This window comes from Sulfurospirillum arcachonense DSM 9755 (genome assembly GCF_000597725.1).
Classification (GTDB): domain Bacteria; phylum Campylobacterota; class Campylobacteria; order Campylobacterales; family Sulfurospirillaceae; genus Sulfurospirillum_A; species Sulfurospirillum_A arcachonense.
The window spans coordinates 46,332-70,023 of the sequence record NZ_JFBL01000002.1; the positions used below are offsets into that span (position 1 = coordinate 46,332).

General features: G+C 29.8%; 29 protein-coding genes. 19 read left to right on the forward strand and 10 right to left on the reverse strand.

Annotation, left to right across the window (positions count from 1 at the left end; all coding sequences use genetic code 11):
- Positions 1-16: 16 nt before the first annotated feature.
- Positions 17-901: a nitrous oxide reductase accessory protein NosL gene (locus K354_RS0101915; protein ID WP_024953825.1), complete on the forward strand. Its 885-nt coding sequence runs from the start codon at positions 17-19 to the stop codon at positions 899-901.
- On the opposite strand, the gene K354_RS0101920 is transcribed toward K354_RS0101915, so the two are convergent.
- The 4 genes from K354_RS0101920 to K354_RS0101940 form a co-directional block, all read right to left on the reverse strand.
- Entirely contained in the window at positions 898-1,875 is a 978-nt protein-coding gene (locus tag K354_RS0101920; RefSeq protein WP_245600551.1) for a hypothetical protein, read from the reverse strand. The genes K354_RS0101915 and K354_RS0101920 overlap by 4 nt on opposite strands.
- Entirely contained in the window at positions 1,844-2,527 is a 684-nt protein-coding gene (locus K354_RS0101925; RefSeq protein ID WP_024953827.1) for an ABC transporter ATP-binding protein, read from the reverse strand. The genes K354_RS0101920 and K354_RS0101925 overlap by 32 nt, the downstream gene beginning before the upstream one ends.
- On the reverse strand, positions 2,524-3,705 hold the full coding sequence (locus K354_RS0101930; protein WP_024953828.1) for an ABC transporter permease: 1,182 nt from the start codon (positions 3,703-3,705) through the stop codon (positions 2,524-2,526). The genes K354_RS0101925 and K354_RS0101930 overlap by 4 nt, the downstream gene beginning before the upstream one ends.
- Positions 3,706-3,778: 73 nt before the next feature.
- Positions 3,779-4,012 carry a hypothetical protein gene (locus K354_RS0101940; RefSeq protein WP_051505378.1) on the reverse strand — a complete coding sequence of 78 codons (234 nt, stop codon included), beginning with the start codon at positions 4,010-4,012 and terminating at the stop codon, positions 3,779-3,781.
- A gap of 136 nt (positions 4,013-4,148) precedes the next feature.
- Between K354_RS0101940 and K354_RS0101945 the strand changes: the two genes are divergently transcribed.
- On the forward strand, positions 4,149-4,829 hold the full coding sequence (locus K354_RS0101945) for an ABC transporter permease (protein WP_024953830.1): 681 nt from the start codon (positions 4,149-4,151) through the stop codon (positions 4,827-4,829).
- On the opposite strand, the gene K354_RS0101950 is transcribed toward K354_RS0101945, so the two are convergent.
- Positions 4,830-5,486: an SDR family oxidoreductase gene (locus tag K354_RS0101950; RefSeq protein ID WP_024953831.1), complete on the reverse strand. Its 657-nt coding sequence runs from the start codon at positions 5,484-5,486 to the stop codon at positions 4,830-4,832.
- A 9-nt stretch (positions 5,487-5,495) separates the two neighbouring features.
- Positions 5,496-7,022 (reverse strand): sensor domain-containing diguanylate cyclase, encoded by a 1,527-nt coding sequence (locus K354_RS0101955; RefSeq protein ID WP_024953832.1) that lies wholly within the window; start codon positions 7,020-7,022, stop codon positions 5,496-5,498.
- A gap of 80 nt (positions 7,023-7,102) precedes the next feature.
- Here K354_RS0101955 and K354_RS0101960 point away from each other — a divergent pair, with 80 nt between their 5' ends.
- The 5 genes from K354_RS0101960 to K354_RS0101980 are packed head-to-tail and all read left to right on the forward strand — an operon-like array spanning position 7,103 to position 10,814.
- Positions 7,103-7,531: an ATP-dependent zinc protease family protein gene (locus K354_RS0101960; RefSeq protein WP_024953833.1), complete on the forward strand. Its 429-nt coding sequence runs from the start codon at positions 7,103-7,105 to the stop codon at positions 7,529-7,531.
- A 1-nt stretch (position 7,532) separates the two neighbouring features.
- Positions 7,533-8,465 (forward strand): 30S ribosomal protein S6--L-glutamate ligase, encoded by a 933-nt coding sequence (gene rimK / locus K354_RS0101965; RefSeq protein WP_024953834.1) that lies wholly within the window; start codon positions 7,533-7,535, stop codon positions 8,463-8,465.
- A gap of 2 nt (positions 8,466-8,467) precedes the next feature.
- Positions 8,468-9,514 (forward strand): succinylglutamate desuccinylase/aspartoacylase family protein, encoded by a 1,047-nt coding sequence (locus tag K354_RS0101970; RefSeq protein WP_024953835.1) that lies wholly within the window; start codon positions 8,468-8,470, stop codon positions 9,512-9,514.
- Positions 9,515-9,526: 12 nt separating this feature from the next.
- A complete protein-coding gene (locus tag K354_RS0101975; RefSeq protein WP_024953836.1) occupies positions 9,527-10,045 on the forward strand; it encodes a mechanosensitive ion channel domain-containing protein in 519 nt (172 codons plus the stop codon).
- Positions 10,038-10,814, forward strand: coding sequence for a CorA family divalent cation transporter (locus K354_RS0101980; protein WP_024953837.1), 777 nt, complete (start codon positions 10,038-10,040; stop codon positions 10,812-10,814). Before K354_RS0101975 ends, K354_RS0101980 begins: the two co-directional genes overlap by 8 nt.
- 84 nt (positions 10,815-10,898) lie before the next feature.
- Here K354_RS0101980 and K354_RS0101985 read toward each other — a convergent pair whose 3' ends face one another.
- Both K354_RS0101985 and K354_RS13780 read right to left on the reverse strand, forming a co-directional pair.
- Positions 10,899-11,321, reverse strand: coding sequence for an Hsp20/alpha crystallin family protein (locus tag K354_RS0101985; RefSeq protein ID WP_024953838.1), 423 nt, complete (start codon positions 11,319-11,321; stop codon positions 10,899-10,901).
- A 350-nt stretch (positions 11,322-11,671) separates the two neighbouring features.
- Positions 11,672-12,967 (reverse strand): SPL family radical SAM protein, encoded by a 1,296-nt coding sequence (locus tag K354_RS13780; protein ID WP_245600552.1) that lies wholly within the window; start codon positions 12,965-12,967, stop codon positions 11,672-11,674.
- 162 nt (positions 12,968-13,129) lie between these two features.
- Between K354_RS13780 and K354_RS0101995 the strand changes: the two genes are divergently transcribed.
- Positions 13,130-14,284 (forward strand): hypothetical protein, encoded by a 1,155-nt coding sequence (locus K354_RS0101995; RefSeq protein ID WP_024953839.1) that lies wholly within the window; start codon positions 13,130-13,132, stop codon positions 14,282-14,284.
- Positions 14,285-14,392: 108 nt separating this feature from the next.
- Here the strand turns inward: K354_RS0101995 and K354_RS0102000 are convergent, their stop codons facing one another.
- Positions 14,393-14,923 (reverse strand): phosphorylase family protein, encoded by a 531-nt coding sequence (locus K354_RS0102000; RefSeq protein WP_024953840.1) that lies wholly within the window; start codon positions 14,921-14,923, stop codon positions 14,393-14,395.
- Positions 14,920-15,825: a hypothetical protein gene (locus K354_RS0102005; protein ID WP_024953841.1), complete on the reverse strand. Its 906-nt coding sequence runs from the start codon at positions 15,823-15,825 to the stop codon at positions 14,920-14,922. The genes K354_RS0102000 and K354_RS0102005 overlap by 4 nt, the downstream gene beginning before the upstream one ends.
- A 166-nt stretch (positions 15,826-15,991) precedes the next feature.
- Between K354_RS0102005 and rplU the strand changes: the two genes are divergently transcribed.
- From rplU to K354_RS0102060, 11 genes are all read left to right on the forward strand, one after another.
- A complete protein-coding gene (gene rplU / locus K354_RS0102010; RefSeq protein WP_024953842.1) occupies positions 15,992-16,300 on the forward strand; it encodes a 50S ribosomal protein L21 in 309 nt (102 codons plus the stop codon).
- Positions 16,301-16,332: 32 nt separating this feature from the next.
- A complete protein-coding gene (gene rpmA, locus K354_RS0102015) occupies positions 16,333-16,590 on the forward strand; it encodes a 50S ribosomal protein L27 (RefSeq protein ID WP_024953843.1) in 258 nt (85 codons plus the stop codon).
- A gap of 233 nt (positions 16,591-16,823) precedes the next feature.
- Positions 16,824-17,945: a GTPase ObgE gene (gene obgE / locus K354_RS0102020; protein ID WP_024953844.1), complete on the forward strand. Its 1,122-nt coding sequence runs from the start codon at positions 16,824-16,826 to the stop codon at positions 17,943-17,945.
- Between the two features lie 45 nt (positions 17,946-17,990).
- Positions 17,991-18,755, forward strand: coding sequence for a glutamate 5-kinase (gene proB / locus K354_RS0102025; protein ID WP_024953845.1), 765 nt, complete (start codon positions 17,991-17,993; stop codon positions 18,753-18,755).
- On the forward strand, positions 18,755-19,672 hold the full coding sequence (gene fmt / locus K354_RS0102030) for a methionyl-tRNA formyltransferase (RefSeq protein ID WP_024953846.1): 918 nt from the start codon (positions 18,755-18,757) through the stop codon (positions 19,670-19,672). Before proB ends, fmt begins: the two co-directional genes overlap by 1 nt.
- On the forward strand, positions 19,653-20,288 hold the full coding sequence (locus K354_RS0102035) for a biotin--[acetyl-CoA-carboxylase] ligase (protein WP_024953847.1): 636 nt from the start codon (positions 19,653-19,655) through the stop codon (positions 20,286-20,288). The genes fmt and K354_RS0102035 overlap by 20 nt, the downstream gene beginning before the upstream one ends.
- On the forward strand, positions 20,285-21,070 hold the full coding sequence (locus K354_RS0102040; protein WP_024953848.1) for a ParA family protein: 786 nt from the start codon (positions 20,285-20,287) through the stop codon (positions 21,068-21,070). The genes K354_RS0102035 and K354_RS0102040 overlap by 4 nt, the downstream gene beginning before the upstream one ends.
- 83 nt (positions 21,071-21,153) lie before the next feature.
- Positions 21,154-22,008 (forward strand): ParB/RepB/Spo0J family partition protein, encoded by an 855-nt coding sequence (locus K354_RS0102045; RefSeq protein ID WP_024953849.1) that lies wholly within the window; start codon positions 21,154-21,156, stop codon positions 22,006-22,008.
- Between the two features lie 131 nt (positions 22,009-22,139).
- Entirely contained in the window at positions 22,140-22,562 is a 423-nt protein-coding gene (locus tag K354_RS0102050) for a FoF1 ATP synthase subunit B' (protein ID WP_024953850.1), read from the forward strand.
- Positions 22,563-22,570: 8 nt separating this feature from the next.
- Positions 22,571-23,086, forward strand: coding sequence for a F0F1 ATP synthase subunit B (locus K354_RS0102055; RefSeq protein WP_024953851.1), 516 nt, complete (start codon positions 22,571-22,573; stop codon positions 23,084-23,086).
- Positions 23,086-23,616, forward strand: a complete 531-nt coding sequence (locus tag K354_RS0102060; RefSeq protein ID WP_024953852.1) for a F0F1 ATP synthase subunit delta — start codon at positions 23,086-23,088, stop codon at positions 23,614-23,616. Before K354_RS0102055 ends, K354_RS0102060 begins: the two co-directional genes overlap by 1 nt.
- Positions 23,617-23,692 lie beyond the last annotated feature (76 nt).

A 23,692-nucleotide genomic window follows, 5' to 3' on the forward strand; every position in this document is an offset into this window, starting at 1 on the left:
GAGATACACTTTATCTATGAAAAATTTAATTATTATCTTGTTTTTAATCAGCTCGCTTTTTGCAAATCCTTGGTGTCCTATAACAGGGCTTAAAATATCGGAGCATTTAGAGACTTCCTACCAAGCAAAACTAGAAGCCAATGATGTGCTAAGAGTTTATAGCTCAGTGTACGCACTTTTAGAAGATATGGAAAATTACGGGGTATATGATATAAAAGCGTATGATGTAAAATCAAAAACATATATACATGTAAAAGAAGAAGATTTAGAAGAGGCAAAAAAGTCTTTACATGTAAAGCAAAAACAGATGCGTGAGGTTTATAAAAAAAGAGCCTATCCTATGGGAAAAAAGCTTTATGAAAAGAGATGCCCAAAAGATATAGATATAGAAGAGTTTTTAGAAATAAGTGACTTAAAAGAAGTACTACAACAAAGATGTGATTTAAAAGATGAAACCTATCTGCATGCGACTGCTGTTTATCTGTGGGATGTCAAAAGAGAAGGTGGCGTGGTAGCCCAAGAGAGCAAAATCCATGTGCATGAAGATGAAAAATGTCCTATATGTGGTATGTATGTGTATAAGTACCCAAGATGGGCAGCGCAGATTTATTATGTAGATAAACACTACTCATTTGATGGAGTAAAAGACTTGATGAAGTACTATTTTGAACATCAAAAAGGTATTACAAAAATCCTTGTGAGTGACTACTACTCACAACATGCTATAGATGGGTATAAAGCATATTATGTGATTGGAAGCGATAAGTATGGACCTATGGGACATGAACTGATTCCTTTTATCAACTTAGAAGATGCAAAAAACTTTATGCGTGATCATAAGGGTAAAAAGCTACTCAAGTTTGATAAAGTCACACAAGAAGATGTTACTAAACTAGATTAGAGCCAGACCCCATTTTTGATATAAAAGACTACAGGATACGCTGTTATAATAGCTGTGTATAAAGTGTTAAAGAATAAAGATACTTTATAATAACTTTTAGAATGATGAGGTTTCAAAAGAGAGAGTATCGAGCCACTTATACCGCTAAAGGTGCCAATAAAAAGAGTCACATACAAAAGATAACCTACATAATGATACTCTTTTTGTAAGAAACAAAATGGACAGTGATGTGTTGGTAACTCATATATATAAGTACAAAAAAACAGTATTAAAGAGATAATAGAAACTATAAAAAAGACTAAATTACTAAAGAAAAAGAACAGTTCAGACTTAAGAAAAAATGAGACTAGATAGAGAAAAAAAGTTGCGTAAAAAATAGTAATAATGATGTTATTTGGTATCATAAAAATAACTGAAAAAGATGAAGCTGAAGCTACAGAAAAAAGAGTTCCACAACAACTCACTATTTTATCTACATCCAAAGAAGCAAAAAAAGATATTTCGTAAGCTATCTCGATGATTAAAAGTAAAAAAGCCACTAAAAAGATAGAAAATTTTAGTTTTGTAAGTGAAAGTTTTTCATCTTGCATATCCTTTACATGTAAAGCTATCCAAAAGCCAAAAACAAAAAGATTTATAATCTTAAAAACAAAAAGCCATAGTCCAAACTCTACTGAGTTTACTACTCCAGCTGCACACATTGCCCCTGTAATTACACCTGAAATTTTATCAGCAGTAAATACAAAAAACATAAAAAGAGGAAGTTTTAAAACAAATATATATTTTATAATTGTAGCTGCTAAGATAGCTTTTTTTTCAAGTGAGTATTGAAGAGAACTTGTACTATTTAAATCCCACTTTTTGACAATATTTATACTAATTACAAATGCAAAAAAAGCAAAAACTATAAATATACAATCAAGTATAAGTATAGCTATGGTTTCAGGAGTGAGAAACATCGATGACTTCTCCATTTTTAAGCTCTACTATCTTATCTACAAAATCCAAATCAAAAAAGAGTGGATCATGGGTTGCTATGAGTATGGTAGTTGCATCATTTTTAAGTGACTTGATAATCTCTATAAAGTCAAGTGAAAGTTTTGCATCTAGATTTGCTGTTGGCTCATCTGCTATGATTATTTTAGGATTGTTTATTAGAGCTCTACTTATAGCTACTCTTTGTTGTTCTCCTCCTGAGAGGTTTTTAACGAGTACATCTTTTTTGTCTTCTATACAAAATGTTTTTAAAAGCTCATCTATCCTTTTATGAAGTTGCTTTTCATTTGGATTTGTAGGGATCAAAGGTAAGATGATATTATCATATGCGCTCAGAGTTGGGATGAGGTTGTACTTTTGAAAGATAAAACCAACATTTTCTCTTCTAAAAAGTGAAGTAAAGTTGTCTGGCATTTTCGAGATTCTTTTTTCATCTATTATGACTTCACCAACATTAGGTTTACTAAGAGCTGCTATGAGTGAAAGAAGGGTACTTTTTCCACTTCCACTAGCCCCTTTGAGTATAACAAGCTCACCTTCTTTAAACTTCAAATCTATCTCTTTGAGTGCAGTTAATTCATTTGGTTTGTTTACATTAAAAATCTTGCTTATATTTTTACATCGTATCATCTCATTACCTCATCAGCATCCATACTTGCAACTCTCCAAGAAGGAATAATAATAGCAGCTAAATACAGAGGAATAGTTAGAAAAAAGAGTAAAAATATAGTTTGAACATCGAGTATAAAAGGTAAATCAAAACTAGGTTTGAGTCTCGAATAGCCTATAAATATCTCTTTTAAGATAGGAGCTTCTAAAGTATATACAAAAAACAAAGAGAGTATAATCGCACTTATAAAAGCAACAAAAGAGATGATAAATGCTTCATAAAACTTCTCTTGAAGTATGTCATCTATCTTCCAACCGAGTGCTTTTAGTATGCCTATCTCTTTTTTCTCTTCACTACTAAGTCCACTTGCTTTATCGTAAATTATCATAAAAAATGTAAAAGCAGAGATAACAAAAAGAGCTAAAAACATACCGCTTTTATAATCAAATATATTTTGATAACTCACCTTTAAATCACTCTTAGTTATAACTCTTGTATCAGGGTATAAGTTTTTTATTTTTTTTGCGATTGTTGGAATCTCTTCAGGATTAGCAACACTGAGTACTATATCAGTAGCCTTAGTTTTATCCATACCAAAAATCTCCAATACAAGAGAGCGAGGCATGAGTATGATGTCATTTGATTCAAGTGAAGTTTTACTTGAAAATGTAGAAGCTATAGGAACTTTTATAAAATCACCATCTGGTTTTATAAAATTGAAGTAGTTTTTATAGTAGTTTTCACTCAAAGCCTTTTTCACACCTTGTCCAACAACCATAGAAGAGGTTTTTTCTAGTGCATCAAAATTTACATTTTTAACTATATTGGCAAAACTATTTTTATATTGTTTATCATATGCGTCAATGCCAACAAGTGAAAAGTTCACTCCAGCTTTTTCAAAGTAGTAGTAACCCCAAATCCTCGGTACAGCACTTTGTACTCCTTGAAATTCTAAGAGTTTGTTTACTCTTTTTAATTCTATATTTGTTTGACGTCCTGCTTGGAGTTTTTGCACTATAATTTGAGGAAGTGAATCAAGTGTCAGGTTTAACTCTTCTTTGATTGAATTTGAGATAAAAAGTATACTTGAGAGTAAAAAGATAAGGGCTGTAAATATAAATAATACAAATAGACTTTTTGTTCCTCGTCTAAAAAGTGAGCTTACAGCAAAACCTATTAAATAGTGATTTATCTTCATCTAATATCTCCTTTTCAAAGAGCAAAGCCCCTTGAAAATTCCTATCACTAAAGCATGAAATGAAATTTCTGTTTTATTCAAGTTCTATCCTTGAAGGAATATTTTTATAGTTTTGTGAGTAATTGTACGTAAATGTTGAAGGAAAATACTCTAAAAGTTCAGGGCCATTGCTAAAAAGTGAAAAAGTGTCGCTTAGACTTCTGTGCCTTATAAAATTTGCTCCATTGGATATAGCTAAATCAGGAAGGCCTACAGTTTTTACAAAGTCATTTTTTGTTTGTTCATGAAGATTTGAACTACTATACATGTAAAGGATTTCCATGCTTAAAATACAGGACAGTAAAAATATAAGGGATAACACATAATGGCTAAATCTGTTCATGTTTTATTATACTTATTAATTGTTAAATAAGTGTATAATTGGAACTAAAAAAAGGAAAACAATGCAAATTATTTCCATAACAAATCTTTCCTACATGTTAGTACCTTTGCTTTTTGTATCATTTTTTTACTATAAATGGGTCGAAGATAAAAAGGAGATTGCTTATGCAACTTTTCGTATGCTATCTCAACTTCTACTCATAGGATATGTATTAACATATATTTTTAACTCAAACAATTCATTTTTTACTCTGTTTATTGTTATTGTGATGATAAGTGCTGCGAGTTTTATAACCCTAAGAAACGTCACTTGTAAAAATAAAAAAGTCTATAAACATATATTTTTATCTATTTTTTTAGGAGGAACAATAAATCTTTTTTTTGTAGTATTTTTTGTGCTTGATTTAGACTCTTTTAACTCACCTCGTTATGTTATTCCTCTTGCTGGGATGCTTTATGCAAACTGTATGAATGCAGTCTCTTTAGTAGCTGAAAGATTTGAAAAAGAGCTAGAAACGCAGACTTATAAAAAATCACGTGCTATTGCTTTTAAAGCTGGACTCATACCTCAAATAAACTCTTTTTTAGCAGTAGGTTTAGTCTCACTTCCTGGGATGATGACAGGGCAGATACTCTCAGGTGTAGACCCAATCATAGCAGTACGCTATCAAATCATGGTAATGCTCATGATTCTTGGAAGCTCAGGTATTGCTACAGTGACATATCTTTTACAAAAAAGATAATTATTTTCTTTTAATTTCAAACTTTTGAGCACGAACAGTTATATCTGTAACAACCATTGGTGAAGTTATTACATGTAAAAGAGTTTTAGCAATCTCTTGGGGCAATAGATGAGTATCTTCTTTATCTGATGGTTCAAAGTTGAGTTCATCAAAAAAAGCAGTTTTTGTCATATCTGGATTTATGTTGGTGACTCTTACACCACTTTTACGTAACTCTTCAAACAAAGCAAGTGAAAAGTCTCTTAGTCCACTTTTAGTGGCAGTATAAAGTGCAGAAAACTTTGAGTGGCGAGTGGCTTCGATGGAGCTTATATTGATAATATGACCTTTTGTTTTTTTGAGACTTCTTAGACAAAGGTTTGTTAAGAGGATAGGGGCTTTTAGGTTTACATCTATGATTTCGTTTATTTTTTGAAAACTTATCTCTTCATGAGGCTCAAACACACCAAGTCCAGCGCAGTTTACAAGTAAGTCTATGTCAGTAGTTTTTAAAAACTCTTTGAGCTTTACATGTAAAGCTTTTGTATCTTGCAAATCACAGATTATATCTCCATCATTTCTATTTATAGTAAAAATTTTATAGCCATTTTCTTTGAGCTCAGTACAAATAGCTTTTCCAATACCACTACTTGAACCTGTTAGTAATGCTGTTTTCATCTCTTTCCTTTAAGCACTTATTGTACAGTTTCTTCCACTTTTTTTTGCTTGATAAAGTGCTTTATCCGCATTAATAAAAAGGTTGTCATAATCAACAATATCTTTAGAATTGATTGTGAAAATACCAATAGAAATCGTGACTTTATTATACTGCTCATTGTAGAGGTGTTCAATCTTTAATTTCTCTACATTTTTTCTCATTTTTTCAGCCATTTTGTATCCAAAGTTTTTATTATCAGATTCTACAATAATAGCAAATTCTTCCCCACCTATTCTATGGCATAAATCATTTGAGCGTTTAAAAGAATATTTGATTTGATGAGCAACTCTTTTTAAAACATCATCACCTTTTTTATGCCCATAGTTATCATTGTACTTTTTAAAATTGTCAATATCAGCAATGATAAATGAAATATAGTTGTCATTACTTTGGGCTTTTTGAATTTTTAGTGGAAGGCTACTGTCAAAGTGCCTTTTATTGTATAAAGAAGTCAAAGAATCAGTCATAGCCAAAGAGAACATATTGGTTTGTGTTTTTTCTATGATAGTTGCTTCTTTTCGAACAATTTTCAAATAGTAAATTGCTAGAAAAGCAAATAATAGAATTATTATAAAGGTTATTTTAAAAATAAGCTGCAATAAAAATTTAAATTCATCTGACATATCACACAAAATATAGATTTTACCTATCTCTTTTCCATGAGCATCTAAAAAAGGTTTACTATTTATATGGTAATGTGCCGAAAAATTATCTAAGCTGGCATGATGTATATTTTCTTGATTATTAAGAAGTACTTTTAACTTTTTACTATAGTTATGTATAGAAGAATCAATGATATAGTAGTTCTTAAGCTCTTTGAATTTGACATTCTTTTTGGAGTTGTCCAACCATTTTTGGTAATTTTCTTTTGAAATATTTTTTTTGTTTATTGTAAAAACTATTTCACTATGTGTTAGTTTTGCAAGTTCAGGGGTTAAGTAGTCAATCTCTTTTCCTAGTTCTATATATCCAATTATTTTATTGTTTACAAACCAAGGGTAAACAACTCTAAGAGTTAAATTATGAAATATACCAAACTCTATACCTTTTCCAAGACCTCTATTTTTAATCGATGCATTCAGTGTAAAACGTTCAATAAGATCAGAATGTTTTTGAGGATAATGCATCCTCAAGAAGTTGATTTTTGATGTTTTATGAAAATAAAAATGACTAATTTTATATTGTTTGTTAAATTCTTCAAATGTTTTTTTATAATAGTTATAAAGACCTTCTCTGTTATTTGATTGAAATAGTTCTATTGCTTGTTTGTCTTTACTTATAAGTTTTATAAAAGTCTTATAAGTTTTTATATCACTTTTAAATTTTTTATCTAAGAGTTTTGTTGTTTTTAAAAAAGTATTCTCAGCTATATTAAATGCATGTTTTTTTTGAATGTAATAAAGAGAACCAATAGAAATAACAGCGAGTAGTATTAAATACAAGAATAGTGGAGGAATCAATTTGTTCACTAATGTATTTCTTTTTATTTTACTCATTACAGTCCTTAATGGCTTCTATTATACTATATAATTGTGTTTATTGGTGTATAATATATGTCATATAAGTAGGAGTAATGATGAAAAATAAAATTTTGGTTGGAAATATAGAGTGTATTTCAATCTTGGATTTAGAACTATATGATCTTGATGCAAAAATTGACACAGGAGCAGATTCAAATGCTCTTCATTGTGATAATATATTTGTAGATGATGAAAATTATGTGCATTTTCAACTTTTAGATGATGTTCATCCTTCATATTATGATAAAAAAATGAAGTTACCAATATATAAGATAAAAAAGGTAAAAAGTTCAAACGGTGAAGTAGAACATAGGCCCTCAGTAAAAGTAAAAGTCTCTTTTTTTGGAAAAGAGTATGAAGCTGTCGTTTCACTTACAGATAGAACAAATATGAAATATCCTATGCTAATAGGAAGAAAATTTTTACAAAATAATTTTTTAGTGGATGTTTCAAAAAAATATTTGTCAAAACAAACAAGGAATTAATATGAGAGTATATATATTATCAAGAAATGAGACATTGTATTCAACTAAAAGATTGGTTGAAGCTGCACAAGAAAGAAACTGGGAAGTAGAAGTTATTGATTATTTGAAATGTACTATTGAGATTATGAAGGGTGAATTAGTCATTAATTATCTTGGAAAAGTTTTACCTGTACCTGATGCAATTATCCCAAGAATAGGAGCAAGTAGAACATTTTATGGGACTGCTATGGTAAGACATTTTGAAATGATGGATGTATTTAGTACATCTGGAAATTTAGCAATTGCAAGAAGTAGAGATAAACTAAGAAGTTTACAAATCCTTTCTAAAAATGATGTTGATATGCCAAAAACGGTTTTTGCTTCAAATAAATCAAATGCAAAAGACGTTATTGCTTTAAGTGGTGGTGCGCCACTTGTTCTGAAAATTTTAGAAGGAACACAAGGTGTTGGTGTTGTTTTGGTAGATAGTGAAAAAGCTGCAAAATCAGTTCTTGGTGCTTTTTATGGCATGGATGTAAGTTTACTTGTTCAAGAGTTTATTGAAGAAGCAGGTGGAGCAGATATAAGAGCTTTTGTAGTAGGTGGGAAAGTAGTAGGAGCTATGAGAAGACAAGGTGCTGAGGGCGATTTTAGGTCTAATTTACACCAAGGCGGAAGTGCAAAAGCACACAAACTTACAAGAAAAGAGAAATCTACGGCACTTGGAGCAGCAAAAGCTATGGGCTTAGGAGTGTGTGGTGTTGATATGATCCCTTCTGCTCGTGGACCACTTGTTATGGAAGTAAATTCATCCCCTGGATTAGAAGGTATAGAAAAATCTACTGGAATTGATATTGCTGGAGAAATCATGAATTATATAGAAAAAAATGTAATTCCTATGAGTGATACAGTTTCTAAAAAAATTCGAAGAAAAAGAGATAATATTGGAGCATAGTTTTGAGCAATGACATATTAACTATAGGAAAATATGAAATTAAAAGAGGGACAAGTAATACTATAGAACTAGATTTACCAAATCTTTATAACACCCCTACAAAACTACCAATAAAAGTTTTAAGAGGAAAAAAAGATGGTCCAACAGTTTTTGTAAGTGCTACTATCCATGGTGATGAATTAAATGGGATTGAGATTATCAGAAGATTTAAAAAGCTAAGTATTCTTAAGCGTCTAAAGGGAACTATTATCTTGGTTCCCGTTATCAATGTTTATGGCATACTTACTTTATCAAGATACTTCCCTGATAGAAGAGATTTAAATAGATGTTTTCCTGGAAGCACACGAGGTTCACTTGCAAGTAGGGTAGCCAAAATATTTTTTGATGAGATTGTGAGTAAATGTGACTTTGGTATAGATTTACATACTGCTGCTATTCACAGGTCAAATTTTCCTCAAATTAGAACAAATTTAAATAATAAAGTTACTTTAAAAATGGCAAAGGTTTTTGAAGCTCCTATTATTTTGCACTCAGAACTTTTACAAGGTTCATTGCGTGCACTTTGTGATGAAAAAGGGATACCCATAATCTTATATGAAGCAGGAGAAGCTTTAAGATTTGATGAAAAAAGTATTAGAATAGGGGTTAATGGGATAGTGAATGTTCTTAGAGAATATAACATGCTTCCAAAGGTTTTTAAAAAAAGTAAAAGAATCCCTCTTATAACAAGCAATAGTCAATGGATACGGGCTGTAGAAAGTGGTGTTATAAGAACTATCAAAGCTCTTGGTGATACTGTGCAAGAAGATGAGGTTATAGCTTATATAGATGAAGCACATAGTGATACTACTTTTGAGTTAAAGTCTCCTTTTGATGGTGTTATCATTGGAAAATCAGAAATTCCTCTGGCACAAGAGGGAGATGCTATTTTTCATATTGCAAAATTTAATGATTTGGAAAATGCTGAAGGAAAAATTGGATATTTTCATGAAGATGTAATTGAACAAAGTGAGTTTGATGAACTTCAAGATGAAAAAACAATAGAATAAGAAGGAAAAATATTGCTAGATCAAAATATAATTTTAACGTTAGTCTTGATAATAAGTACTTTTATAAGCTTAAATGGTTCAAAATATTTTTTAAAGAAAATAGGAAATTCAAAAAGAGTATCCCAAAAAAGAATTTACTACGTATCTAAAAGCATAAGTATTTTTATAGTTATGATTTCAGTGTTTGTTCTTGCTCTTATTTGGAGTGTAAGTTTCGATGGGGTGATGGTTTTTGCTTCGTCTATTTTTGCTGTTATTGGTGTTGCTCTTTTTGCTCAATGGTCAATTTTGAGTAATTTAACATCAAGTATTATTATCTTTTTTTCTTTTCCTTCACGTGTAGGTGATTATATAAGAATTGTTGATGGAGATAATTCTATAGAAGGTAAAATTGTAGAAATAGAATTGTTCCACATAAGAATCATAGATAAAGATAACAACATAGTTATATATCCTAATAATCTTTTTATGCAAAAACCTGTTATTAAGTTACATAAAAAAATAGAAACAAAAAAGGATTTAGATGTTTGATATAAATGATTTTCATGTTGTAGATATTGAAAATAGTTTACATCCTTCAATGTTTAAAAGCAATGAAAATTATGATCTTTTTATCGTAAGATTACCTTCTTTAGAAAATACAAATTTAATATCCCAAAGTTACTCTTATGTTTTTAAAGAGGATATTTGCTATTTTTATGATAAAAAAACAAAGAAATTTATAGATTTGTCAAATATGCAAGGTCTGTATGAAGATTTAAATGACAAGATAAATATTACAATGGAGATTACTTCTAATATCTATCAAGCAATAGAAAATATGGAAGATGATTTTTATGATAGCAAAGATATTAAAGATTTTAACCAACAATGGTTTTCTAAAAAAAATGATTTATTAAGAATCAATAGACTGCTAAATAAAGTTATTTTAGAATATAAAAAATTTATTTTAAATTATAAAAAAGAGCAAAGTGAATTAGAAATACACTTTGAAGATTTGTTTGAACATCTTGAAAGAACCAATAGAACGACTATCCATGCTTTAGAAAAATTGGATGCTTTATATAATTTTTATGTAAGTACAAATAATGAAAAAATGAATAAAACAGTTTTTATCCTCACCGTACTATCTGGAATTTTTTTACCATTAAATTTACTCGTAGGATTTTTTGGGATGAATACTACATCTTTACCGTTTACAAAAGCTGAAGGTGGGACATATGCTGTTATATTTATCTTGATATTTACAAGTATGTTGTCATATGTTTTGTATAAAACTTTAAAAAAGAATATTAGGTAAATAGTATTAGGCTAAATATATTGTAGTGAGCTTATATATTTGACAATCAATATACATAGCCAAGCCAATAAAGGCTTGGAGCTATTATTTGATAGATATTTTTTTTCTATTAATATCTTTAGCTAGTTTAGGGACTGTTACTTCTAAGACACCATTTTCATAACTCGCAGAGATATTTTCAGTATCTATATTATCAGGAACTGAAAATGCTCTTTGAAATTTTCCGAAAGATGTTTCTACTTTGTAGTAGTCTTCTTCTTTAATTTCGTCCTTAAAGTTTCTCTCACCCTTAATAGTAAGCATACCATCATGAATGTCAATATCTATATCCTCCTTTTTAATACCAGGTAAATCAACATCTATATAATAAGCATCATCTAGTTCTCTTGTATTAACTTTAGGAACAAATGCATTTATAGACATTTCATTATCATCCCTTCTTGTATCTAAAAAACTTCTTTGCATATTTGCAAACTCTTTAAATGGATCAAATTTAGTTAATAACATTTTATCTCCTTTATTTAATAAGTTTTAAAGTTGACTCTATAACTATCAACTTTTCTAAAATTTTAACAAATTTTTTAGCACTTGTCAATATATACTGCTAATAAATTAGAATTATTTATTGATTTCTAAGAAAAAAACGCTTATAATTCATTTATCTTTAGTCTATATGACTAAAGTATTTGCTTTTTTATTTTATGATAAGGAGGTGGATTCTGGAAAACATATTATGTGAATAGATGAAAAATACACTTATTTAATAGCACTCTTTGAGTTCGTTTTTTGTCTATATAAAAATGAGGAGACAGTCAAATGCTGTCTTCTTTTTAACTATCTTATTGATTTTGTTCTATTTAATTTGTTTGGATTTTTTTCATATAAGAACTTATCATACTTCGTTCCATTTCATCATTATGAGCATATTCGTAGCCAAAAACTTTTTTCCATAAACTCTCATCTTCCATACACATGTAAAAGTAAACTTTATCGTGCCAAGGAGCAAATGCTTTATAAACACCTTTAAACATCTCTTCCTTTACATGTAAAGGATAAGACTGTTTTCCACTGGCATCTACTAAAGGCATTTGTAAAATCTTACTTTTAAAGTCACGGCTTCTTAGTTTTTTAATAACAGGTTTTATGAATGTCAAAGTCCCTAAAGATACTAAAACAACTTCACTTGGAGTAAATGTTTTTGTAAGTGTATTTATAACTTCTGCATATTCATTGAGGTAGTTCTCATACACTACGATTGGATGAAAGTGAAAACCTACTAGTACACCTTTGTCTGCTAAAGTTCTTGCACATCCTATCCTTTGTTCTAGCGTTGCGCTTAAATGTTCTTCATTTTTTATAATAGTTGGAGTATTGATACTCCAAGTACAAAGTATATTTTTTGGAACTTCATTTTCAATAAGATATGATATGTTGTCTGATTTGGTTTTTAACTCTAAGATGACATTTGGATTGGCTTTTGCAAACTCAAAAAGAGCTTCTAAAATTCCGTGTTTATTTCCCCACATAAGAGAGTCTGAACTCTGTCCTGTTCCTATATGGAAGGTTTTATTTGGGTCAAGTTTTAAGTTTTTGAGTTTCTCAGCAAAGTTTTTATCAAAACCTATTTTGTTTTCATTATAAAAAGATTGGATAGAACAGTAAGAGCAGTCAAACCCACAACTCTCAACCGCATCAAGCGTCATAAGATTACAACATCGAGTTTTCGGACTTGCAACAGGACAAGACCCAAGTGAGAGTTCCTCTTTTTGGTACTCAAAAAAACTAAATTTATCCCTTTTATTGGAATCCACATTGAAGTTCTTATATGACTTTGGTTTCTCTTGTATTTGTTTGTATAAATTTTTTACATGTAAAAGAGTTTTTTTCTTGTTTTCAAAATCTTCCCAGCTTACATGTAAAGGTGCTTCTTCCCACATACTTAAATCAATCGCTATATCAACAAACTGTTTTAAATCTTGAAAAGAGAGTCTATACTGATACGCTTTTTCTTCTAAAAACTTTTGGTTTTTTTCATCTAAATTTTCAAAGTTACAATTTTTTTTATGCTGTTCAAATTTTTCTTTATAATTTTCCATACAAACTTTGTTATCCTCTTTTGTTACATGTAGATAGTTTTGTATTTTATTGAACATTGTATTAATGCTTCTTTAACTTTTTTATGTTTTAAAATCAGTTTTAAAAAATCTATATAAAGCTAAATAAAAATAATGCTTTTTATATGAGTTAATTGTTAAAAAAAGATTTATTTGTGTTATAATATTTGGTTAATGAATAGTTACATACAAAGAAAAAATTTGAAAAACTTTACAGAAATTATTAAAAAAATAAAAGCACCAAGCATTGAAGATAATATTGAGTTAATCAAATCTTCAAAAGCAAAAAAAGATAATTTTGAAAATTATAAAATAAGTAAAGAAATAAATGCTTACAATTTGTATTTATATCTCTTTGCTCGTTTTGGAAAACCCAATGGATTGTTATCTCTATTTAGAGAAGAAGATAGCGACCAAATGTTTCACTGGCATTATACTTTTGAATATAACGATAGTATTATTCAAATAATGTGTACGACATATAGGATAGAAGTTTTTATGCCTACTAACTTAATGACATCTAAAGAAGAATGTATATCATTTCTAAGACAATTAATAAAAGATATTCAAAATTATAAAGTTGAAGTTATGGAAGCGCGTAGAATAATTGAAAATTGGGAAATGATAGTCAATCCTTTTGCAAAAATACAAAAACAAATCAATATTTTTATAGATGAAATTGAAAATTTAGTAAATAAAATACCGGATTTTAAACATTCTCATGTTGATGGTATAGAATTGTCTTTGGAAGAATTTTCAAAATGGGCTCAATTAACAGAAGAATTATCTGCAAAAAGTTATGCTCTTAAATGCTTAGTTCCTGTTTATATTGAGACTTTTTTAAATTTTACAATTCAATTTCTTGCAAAACAAGAGATAAAAGATGATAGAGAGAAATTTGAGGAATATACAAGAGAACAAATTCATATTAAAATACAAAAACTTCACGAAAAATGTATTGGATTTATTTATTCTATTGATTGGGAAGATGAGATATGTAAATCTATCCATACAATATTTAATAAAAGAAATGATTTACTGCATGGTAATTTTAATATTAAAAGTTTAAAATATGGAGAAATAGGTTTTATTAAAAATATGCCATTATTTAAAAAGTTCTCTAGTTTTCAAGAAGATATATTGAATCTTTCTCTAGCAACTGAAAACTCAAATATTGCAATAAAAGAAATAGAAGATGCTCAATTATTTATGATGTACGTTTTAATAAGTTTAGATACTTCAACTAGAAAAGAATTAAAAAGAATGTTAGAGTCTTATACCTTAGGCTGGAATAAATCTACAAAACGTTTTGGAATACTATTTAATAACAACTCAGTAGATTTCAAAGTTGGATAATGGTAAATGTATAACAAATACGAGGAGACGCGATAATTTACCCTACGGAAAAGTTATTGCTAACGACAAACGTTATACATAAATTTAAAGGAAGTAGCATAGATATTTTTAGAACTTAATCGTTGTTTTGATACTTTCTAAATTTTTTTCCATGATTTCCCAAACAAACTGTTTTTTTGGGATAGTAGCACTTAAGTGGTCGGAGACTATTTTGAAGATGTATATATCCTTTACATGTAAGAACTTTTTGCTTACATGTAAGAAAGGCTCAGACTCCATATCTACTAAAGTTGTGAAAAGTTTTTCCCTGTCTTCACAAGGTGTATCAACACAGCTTAAACTCTCAAAGAGTATATTTTCAAACTTGTGAGTTGTGCAGACAAGAGAGCCTATATCTATTGACTCATCTTTACATCCTGCAATGCCTATGTTGATAGCTTTTTTTATAGTATACTTTTCAAAAATATCTTTTACATGTAAGGAAGTTTTTTCTTTTCCCATACCTGATACAACTAAAACTATATCATTTTTTAAATATATACGGTAAGGTTTAGTTTGTAAGCATTGGAGTTTAAAGCACTCTATGATGGGCTTTGCTTCTGCAAAGAGTGCTGTGTGGATAAGAGTGTAGTTTCTCATATGATCTTTAAAAGGGTTTTCAAAATTTGGTCTGAACCTGCTTTTATGATTTTATCCCTTTGTTGTGCATGATAGAATTTTTTGTGACTTTTAGTTTTTGTATCAAACTTATAATATCTATTTTTATTTAAAGGAGTTGCTTCTATAATTTTTTTGGCAATACCCAAATACGAACCAGCTGATTCTTTGTCTCCATTTTCATATTTTATCATTGCTAAGTTTGTTGCCATAGTGGAAAGTAGAACCCATCTATCATCATATTTTGTATATTTTGTATCTAGCGTTCCATTGATTGCTTGTTTTGAATACTCGTTGATTAGTTCATTTAATATTTTTGTTCTTTGTTCTTTATAAAGAGAGTTATTTTTGGTTTTATTTATAAAAATAGCGGCTGGAGTAAATTTAAAATCAAAATCTTTATCGTTTATATTGGTACAACCTTGAGCTTTATTGGCCAAATAAATTTCGTATGATTGGTTAGCATCAAACATATTTTGATTACCAGCTTTTTTGATAGTTTCACATGCAATCTCTTTACTCTTTTTATTCTCAATAGCCAAAAGTGCAAAATGTGTAGCTTTTTGAATATTTGGTTTGATTAGTATTTGAGGTTTTCCATGAGTAATTGTTTTTTTACCTATAGGATTTTTATAGTTTTCAAAAGCTTTTACATATGCTTTTGGATTTTTTTCTTTGATTGCTTTGTCTAAATATTTTTTGTAGTTTTCACTTTTTATGGAACCATCTTTATTTTCATAACTTAAAGCTTTTTTATAGTTGTCAACTTTTTTTTCTACTATTGCTGGTTTAAGTGTTTTTTTTGCTATAATACTCTGTTTTTCAGAACATGCACTAAAGATAATTCCAACTAGAATTATGAGAAATATATGTATAATTTTCAATGAGAAACCTTAATTTTATTGATTGTGTATTGTACTAAAAAATCATAATTATGTAAATTATTTTTTAAAAGACAAGAGTATTTCATATAAAACTTTAATCTTACCTTAATGAAACTTTTGGTAAAATCCTCATCTTAATTAAAAAACTCTTCAAAAGGACATACTAATGTATGCAATCATTAAAAATGGCGGGAAGCAGTATAAAGTTCAAGAGGGAGATTTTATAAATCTTGATCGTCTTGACGCTCAGCCAAAAGAGAAAATCGAGGTGACTGAAGTTTTAGCTGTAAATAACGGCGAACTTAAAGTGGGAGCTCCATTCGTGGATGGTGCAAAAGTGGAATTAGAAGTTATCACTGAAGGTAAAGATGCGAAAGTAATTATCTTTAAAAAGCGTAGAAGAAAAGATTCAAAACTTAAACGTGGTTTCAGAAGACAGTTCACAAAAGTTAAAGTTTTAAGCATAACTGCTTAATCCCATTAAGACACTAAGAAAAGGAAAAACTAATGGCACATAAGAAAGGTCAAGGTAGTACCCAGAATAATAGAGATTCAGCTGGTCGTAGACTAGGTGTTAAAAAATATGGTGGTGAATTTGTAGTTGCTGGTAATATTATAATTCGTCAACGTGGAACAAAAACTCACCCTGGTGATAATGTTGGTATGGGAACAGACCATACAATTTTTGCTCTTGTTGATGGATATGTTCAGTTTGGACGTAAAGACAAACATAGAAACAAAGTTTCTGTAATCCCCGCATCATAATTTAAAAGACGAGTTTTAGACTCGTCTTTCCCCCTCAAATCTATCTACAATCCTTACATGTAAAGATTATAGATAGATTTAAAAATAAAAATAATTTTCCTATTAATAAAATAAAAAAGTTTTTTGTCAAACTATGCGTTTTGGTAATGTAAATTTTAAAGGAATTTATTTCTTTAAAGAGAGATAAAATAATAGGGATTTTTAGAGTAAAAAGCTCTAAAAGGAGAAATCAAATGTTCGTAGATAATGTACAATTAACACTTAGTTCTGGAAATGGTGGTGCAGGTTGTGTATCTTTTAGACGTGAAAAACATGTTATTAAAGGTGGACCAGATGGTGGTGATGGCGGAAAAGGTGGAAATGTTTTTTTTAAAGTAGACAAAAACACTCATACTCTTTCTCATTTTCGCGGATCACAGCATTTAAAAGCTAAAAATGGACAACCAGGAATGGCACGTAAATGTTATGGTAAGTATGGTGAATCACTAGAAGTTATAGTTCCTCCAGGAACTCAAGTAGTTGATACCCAAACAGGGGATATTTTACTTGATTTGATTACTGACGGTCAAAAAACAATGTTTATTGAAGGTGGAAAAGGTGGACTAGGAAATGTCCATTTTAAAGGGCCAACAAATCAAAGACCAAGTTACGCACAACCAGGTATCAATGGTGAAACTAAATCTGTAAGGTTAGAATTAAAACTTATAGCAGATGTTGGACTAGTAGGTTTTCCAAATGTTGGTAAATCAACGCTTATTTCTGTTTTATCCAATGCGGAACCTGAAATTGCAAACTATGAATTTACAACATTGACTCCTAAACTTGGTGTTGTTGAAACTGATAATTATCAATCATATGTTATGGCTGATATCCCTGGGATTATTGAAGGTGCTAGTGATGGAAGAGGTCTTGGATTAGACTTCTTAAAACATATCGAAAGAACAAAATTTTTATTATTTATGGTTGATATTGCAAACTATAGAGAACTTGAAGATCAGTTTAAAACATTAGCAGAAGAGTTAAAAAACTTTTCTCAAAATTTAGCTGATAGACATTATGCAATCGCTTTAACAAGAAGTGATGCGATAAGTGATGAAGAAGTAGTAGAGAAGAGCAAAGGTTTTATTGAAATGTTAGGTTTAGAACCAAACAAAAATGGAAAGCATTTTGGTTTTGAAGAGAGTATCCCAGCATTTTGTCAAGATGTGAATGGATTTGAAGGTTATGATAGTTCAAAACCATATTTTGTAATGCCAATTTCATCAATATCAAGAAAAAATTTAGAAGCTATAAAATATGCACTTTTAGGTGCTGTAAATGAAACAAGAAAAGTAAAAGAAGAAATAATAGATTAATAAAGGAAATTTTTAGGAATTTAGTTCTTAAAAAAGGAGAATGAAATGCGCGTAGTTGTTAAAGTTGGGACACACGTTTTAAGTGAGCAAAATCGTTTAGAAAAAACGAGAATGTTAAACCTTGTAGAATTTTTAGTTGAACTTATGGAAAAACATGAAGTTATATTGGTATCATCTGCTGCGATTGCAGCTGGATATTCTAAACTAAAACTAGATAAGAAATCACTTCCCAATAGACAAGCAATAGCTGCCGTTGGACAGCCTCATCTCATAGAAATATATAATAGAAAATTAGCTAAATTTGATAAAATGGGCGCACAGATACTTTTAACAGCTGATGATTTTGATTCACGTAAAAGAACAGCTCATGCAAAATGTGCTATTGATACTTTGATTAAACATGATGTTTTACCTATTGTCAATGAAAATGACGCAACAGCAACAGAAGAGATAGTATTTGGTGATAATGACCAGCTTTCTGCTCATGTTGCCTATTATTTCGATGCAGATTTATTGATTATCCTTTCAGATATTGATGGTTACTATGACAAAGATCCAAACAAATATGAAGATGCCATTATGAATAAAATCGTAAATAGTATTGATGAAGCAGAATTGACTATGCCTTGTAATCCAAATACAGAGTTTGCGACAGGTGGAATAGTTACTAAACTAAAAGCTGCAGATTTTCTTTTAAAGAGAAAAAAAGCTATGTTTATGTCGAGCGGATTTGATTTGAGTGATATAAAAAGTTATATGCTTGAGGGTGTTCACAAAGGTGGAACTCTTTTTACATGTAAGGATGTTTAATGAATATTGTTTTTATGGGAACACCTGATTATGCAACAAAGATTTTAAAAGAACTTCTTACATGTAAAGATATAAAAGTTCCTTTACTTGTTACTCAGCCAGACAAACCAGTAGGAAGAAAACAAGTTTTAACGCCACCTCATACAAAAAATTATGCATTAACTAATTCAGTTGATATAGAAATTTACCAACCAAAAACTTTAAAAAGTGAAGAAGCATATGAGTATATAAACTCTTTTAAACCAGATTTTATTGTAGTAGCTGCATATGGTCAAATACTACCTAAGAGTATACTAGACATCGCTCCTTGTATCAATCTACATGCTTCATTGCTTCCTTCTTATCGTGGGGCTAGTCCTATTCAATCTTCACTGTTAAATGAAGATAAATTTGCAGGGGTTACTTCTATGCTTATGGAAGAAGGGCTTGATACTGGAGATATATTAGGATTTACTTATCTTGAATTAGATGAGCATATGAAAGTAGATAAACTTTTTGAAACTCTTTCAGATATGGCAGCAAAATTAACAATAAAAACATTAAAAAACTTTTCAATGATTGAGCCAATCAAACAAAAAAATGCAGATACTTCATACGCTGCTAAAATTAAAAAATCTGATGGTTTAGTATCTTTTGAAAGAAATAGTGCAAGTGAGATTTATACAAAGTTTAGAGCATATGATCCATGGCCAGGACTATTTTTAGATTCGGGATTAAAATTAAAAGATATAAAAGTAGTTGATATAAAAAATGGTAAAAATGCAGGTGAGATAATAAGCATAGATGAAAATGTTACCGTTACATGTAAAGAGGGTAGTTTGGCATTAAAGATGGTTCAAGCACCTTCTAAGAAACCTATGAGTGCAGTGGAATATATAAGAGGGAAAAGGTTAGACGTTGGAAATCAAGTGGTTTAAGCATTTACCTTCAACACATAAATATCTTATAGAAAGTATAAAAAACCAATCTATAGTGGCTCCTTTAGCTGTTGGAGTAGACTTTCAAAGTGATGGCGTAGGAAGTAGAGGAAATTCTTGGCAAGGGGAAGAAGGAAATCTCTATTTTTCTTTTTGTGTAAAAGAGGAACATTTACCAAAAGATTTAAAATTAGAGTCAATTTCTATCTATTTTTCGTTTCTCATGAAAGAGGTTTTAGCCGAGTTAGACTCGGATATATGGATAAAATGGCCAAATGATTTTTATATAAAAAATACAAAAGCAGGTGGAGTAATTACTACGAAAGTAAAAGACACTATTATTGGTTCAATTGGTATCAATATCCTCCATGCACCAGCGCAATTTGCTACTTTAGATGTACAAATTGTACCTAAAAAATTAGTAGAACTTTTTATAAAAAAATTGAAAGAAAAAATTTCATGGAAGAATGTTTTTAGTAAATATAAGATAGAATTTCAAAATAGTCTTGGCTTTACCTTCCACTTAGAAGGTAAAAAATTATCATTATCTGATGCAAAGTTGTTAGATGATGGTTCAATTGAAATAGAAAACAAAAGGGTGTACAGTTTAAGATGAGTGAAATTATTGCTATAGCTAATCAAAAAGGTGGTGTTGGTAAAACAACGACTGCTGTGAATCTTGCTGCATCACTTGCTGTGGCAGAAAAAAGAGTTTTGCTGATAGATATCGATCCTCAATCAAATGCAACTACAGGTTTAGGTATTCATAGAAATGATTATGAGTATAATATCTATCATGTACTAATAGGAAGAAAAAAACTTTCACAAGTCATTTTAGAAACATCTTTACCTACTTTACATATAGCACCATCAAATATTGGTTTAGTTGGTGTAGAAAAAGAGTTTTATGATGCTAAAACTAAAGGAAGAGAACTTATCTTAAAAAATAAAATTGAAGAGATAAAAGATCAGTATGATTATATTATCATTGATTCACCTCCTGCATTAGGAAGCATTACTATCAATGCGCTTAGTGCTGCAAACTCTGTAATTATACCTATTCAGTGTGAGTTTTTTGCATTAGAGGGATTAGCACAACTTTTAAATACTGTAAAACTTATTAAAAAAACAATTAATCCAAAATTAGATATTCGAGGTTTCTTACCAACGATGTATAGTACGCAGAACAATCTTTCAAAACAGGTTTTTGCAGATTTAAAACAACATTTTAAAAATAAACTATTTGTAGATGAAGAAACATCAAATTATGTAGTGATTCCAAGAAATATAAAACTTGCAGAATCTCCAAGTTTTGGAAAACCAATTATACTATATGATGTACAATCACCTGGTTCAAAAGCATATCAAAATTTAGCAAATTCAATATTAGTGAGCTAATCCATGATAAATTCTATGCAGAGCATTAGCTTTAGTGAAAGGAATTTTTATTGGACTTCGTTCAATAAAAAGGAGATAATTAAGTGAGTGCAAAAAAAGCTTTAGGAAGAGGGTTAGGTGCAATTTTTGAAGATGTTGAAGATGCTTATAATCAAGATTTAAATAACGCTCAAGATTTAGTAAGAGATATAGATGTAAATAGAATTTCTCCAAATCCATACCAACCAAGAAAATATTTTAATGAAAGTGCCATTAAAGAGCTTAGCGAATCTATTAAAAAACATGGATTATTACAACCTATTATTGTTGTCGAAAAAGACAATGATTATATGTTGCTTGCTGGTGAGAGAAGATTTCGTGCTACTAAAAAAGCTGGATTAGAAACGATAAGAGCCATTGTCGCAGATATCGAATCTGAAAATTTAAGAGAATTAGCTCTTATAGAAAATATTCAAAGAGAAGATTTAAATCCAATAGAATTAGCAATTGCTTATAAAGAGTTAATCGAAGAGTATAATATTACTCAAGAAGGACTTTCAGAAGTTGTTAAAAAAAGTCGTACACAAATAACAAATACTTTAAGACTTCTGAGTTTAACTGAAAAAACACAAAAGTTAGTGGTAGAAGGTAAATTATCTCAAGGACATGCTAAAGTTGTTGTAGGATTGGATTCAAATGATGAGCAAACTGTTGTAAATACTATCTTAGGACAAAAACTAAGTGTTAGAGAAACAGAACAACTTGTAAAAAAAATAAAAAATACAGAACAAAAAAGTGATATTTCAAAAAATAAACAGATAAAAGAAACTTTAGAGTTCACATCTTTAGAAAAACGCTTAAATAGTTTTGGATTAAAAACTAAAACAAAAGCGCACTCAATCACAATCGAATTTGAAAATAGCGAATCAATTGATCAATTTTTAGAAAAAATTAAATAATTCTTCTTAGTTTAATAAAGATTTTTACTTAATTATGTTAAAATCCGCACAATTTTAGTTATGTCTGCTTAATAAGATATAACTAAATTGGTGGTTATTAATGAGTCATACCTAGTTAAAGGAGCAAAAACATGTTGGACATTAGCCCAATACTTTTGCTGGTAACGGGATTTGTGTTTTTCTTCTTATTAATTGTACTTAATAAGATACTTTATAAACCGCTTTTGCAATTCATTGACAATAGAAATGAATCTATCAAACGCGATTTAGAAAATGCAGGTAAAAATACCAGTGATGTTGAGGCTTACTACAAAGAGGCGGATCAAATTATCCATGACGCGAAAGCAGAAGCGGGAAAAATTAGAGAAGCAGCTTTAAGTGAAGCAAGAGAGATTGCCGCAAAAAAAGTTGAACAAAAGCATAGTGAACTTGAAGAAGAGTACACAGCGTTTTTAAAAGACTTAGATGCGGAAAAAACAGAATTTCAAGAAAACTTGAGTGCTAAGATACCTCTTTTTAGAGATAGCATCAAGCAAAAACTTGGCAATATATAGGAGCTTGGATGAAAATTAGATATATATTACTCTTATTAGCACCAGCACTATTGTTGGCAAATGGTGGCGGTGAAGGTGAAGGAACTGATATTCTTCCTAGAGCTGTTAACTTTGTTATATTCGCTTCTATCCTTTATTATCTTTTAGCAGATCATGTTAAAATAGCATATAAAGGTAGAATAGCAGGCATTGCAGATAGATTAGATTCAATACAGGTCAAAGTAAAAGAATCATTGAATGCAAAAGAAGCAGCGCAAGCAAAAGTCGAAGAGGCAAAAGCAAATGCTAAATCATTAATTGAAACTTCTAAGAGAGAAGCACAACTTCTTTCAGAAAAAGTAGCAAGTGATGTAAATAGTGAACTTTTAAGTCTAGAAAAAGGTTTTCAAGAAAAAATCGAAATTGAAAGACGTAAGATGGCTCGTGCTGTTGTTACTAGTGTTTTAGATGAGATGTTTGATGAAGATTCAGTTTCTTTAGATAAAGAAGAGCTTGTGAAGATTGTAATGAAGAAGGTTGCATAATGAAAGGGATTATCGCAAAAAAATATGTAAATGCTTTAATTAAAAGTTGTAGTGATGCTGAAATCATTTCAGTTGAAAATGCTATTAACGAATTAGCGACAGCATTTAGTTCTACAAAATTTAACAATATAATACTCTCTCCTGACTTTAGTAGTGAGAAAAAAGAGGAATTTGTTTTATCTTTGTTAGAAAAAAGCGAAGGAAAAATTTTAAATCTTGTAAAGTTACTAGCGCTAAATGATCGTTTAGCTCTTATACCTGTAATTGCAAAAGAGTTAAAATATCAAACTTCACTAAAAAGTAATTCTTTTGAAGGTGAAGTAGTCAGTAACTTTGAAATTGGCAAAGAGCAAATTACTAAATTAGAAGAGAATTTTAGTAAAAAATTCAGTGCAAATATCAAGTTAAATAATGTGGTAAGTGATTATCCTGGGGTAAAAATCCAGCTAGACGATTTGGGTGTTGAAGTTAGTTTTTCATTAGACAGACTAAAAACTCAAATGGTAGAGCACATTTTAAAAGCAATCTAGAAAGATTTTCTCTGTGAAGCATTAGCTTCGATGAGATGAAATTAACTTGGAAGAAATTCTGAGTTAAATAAGAAAT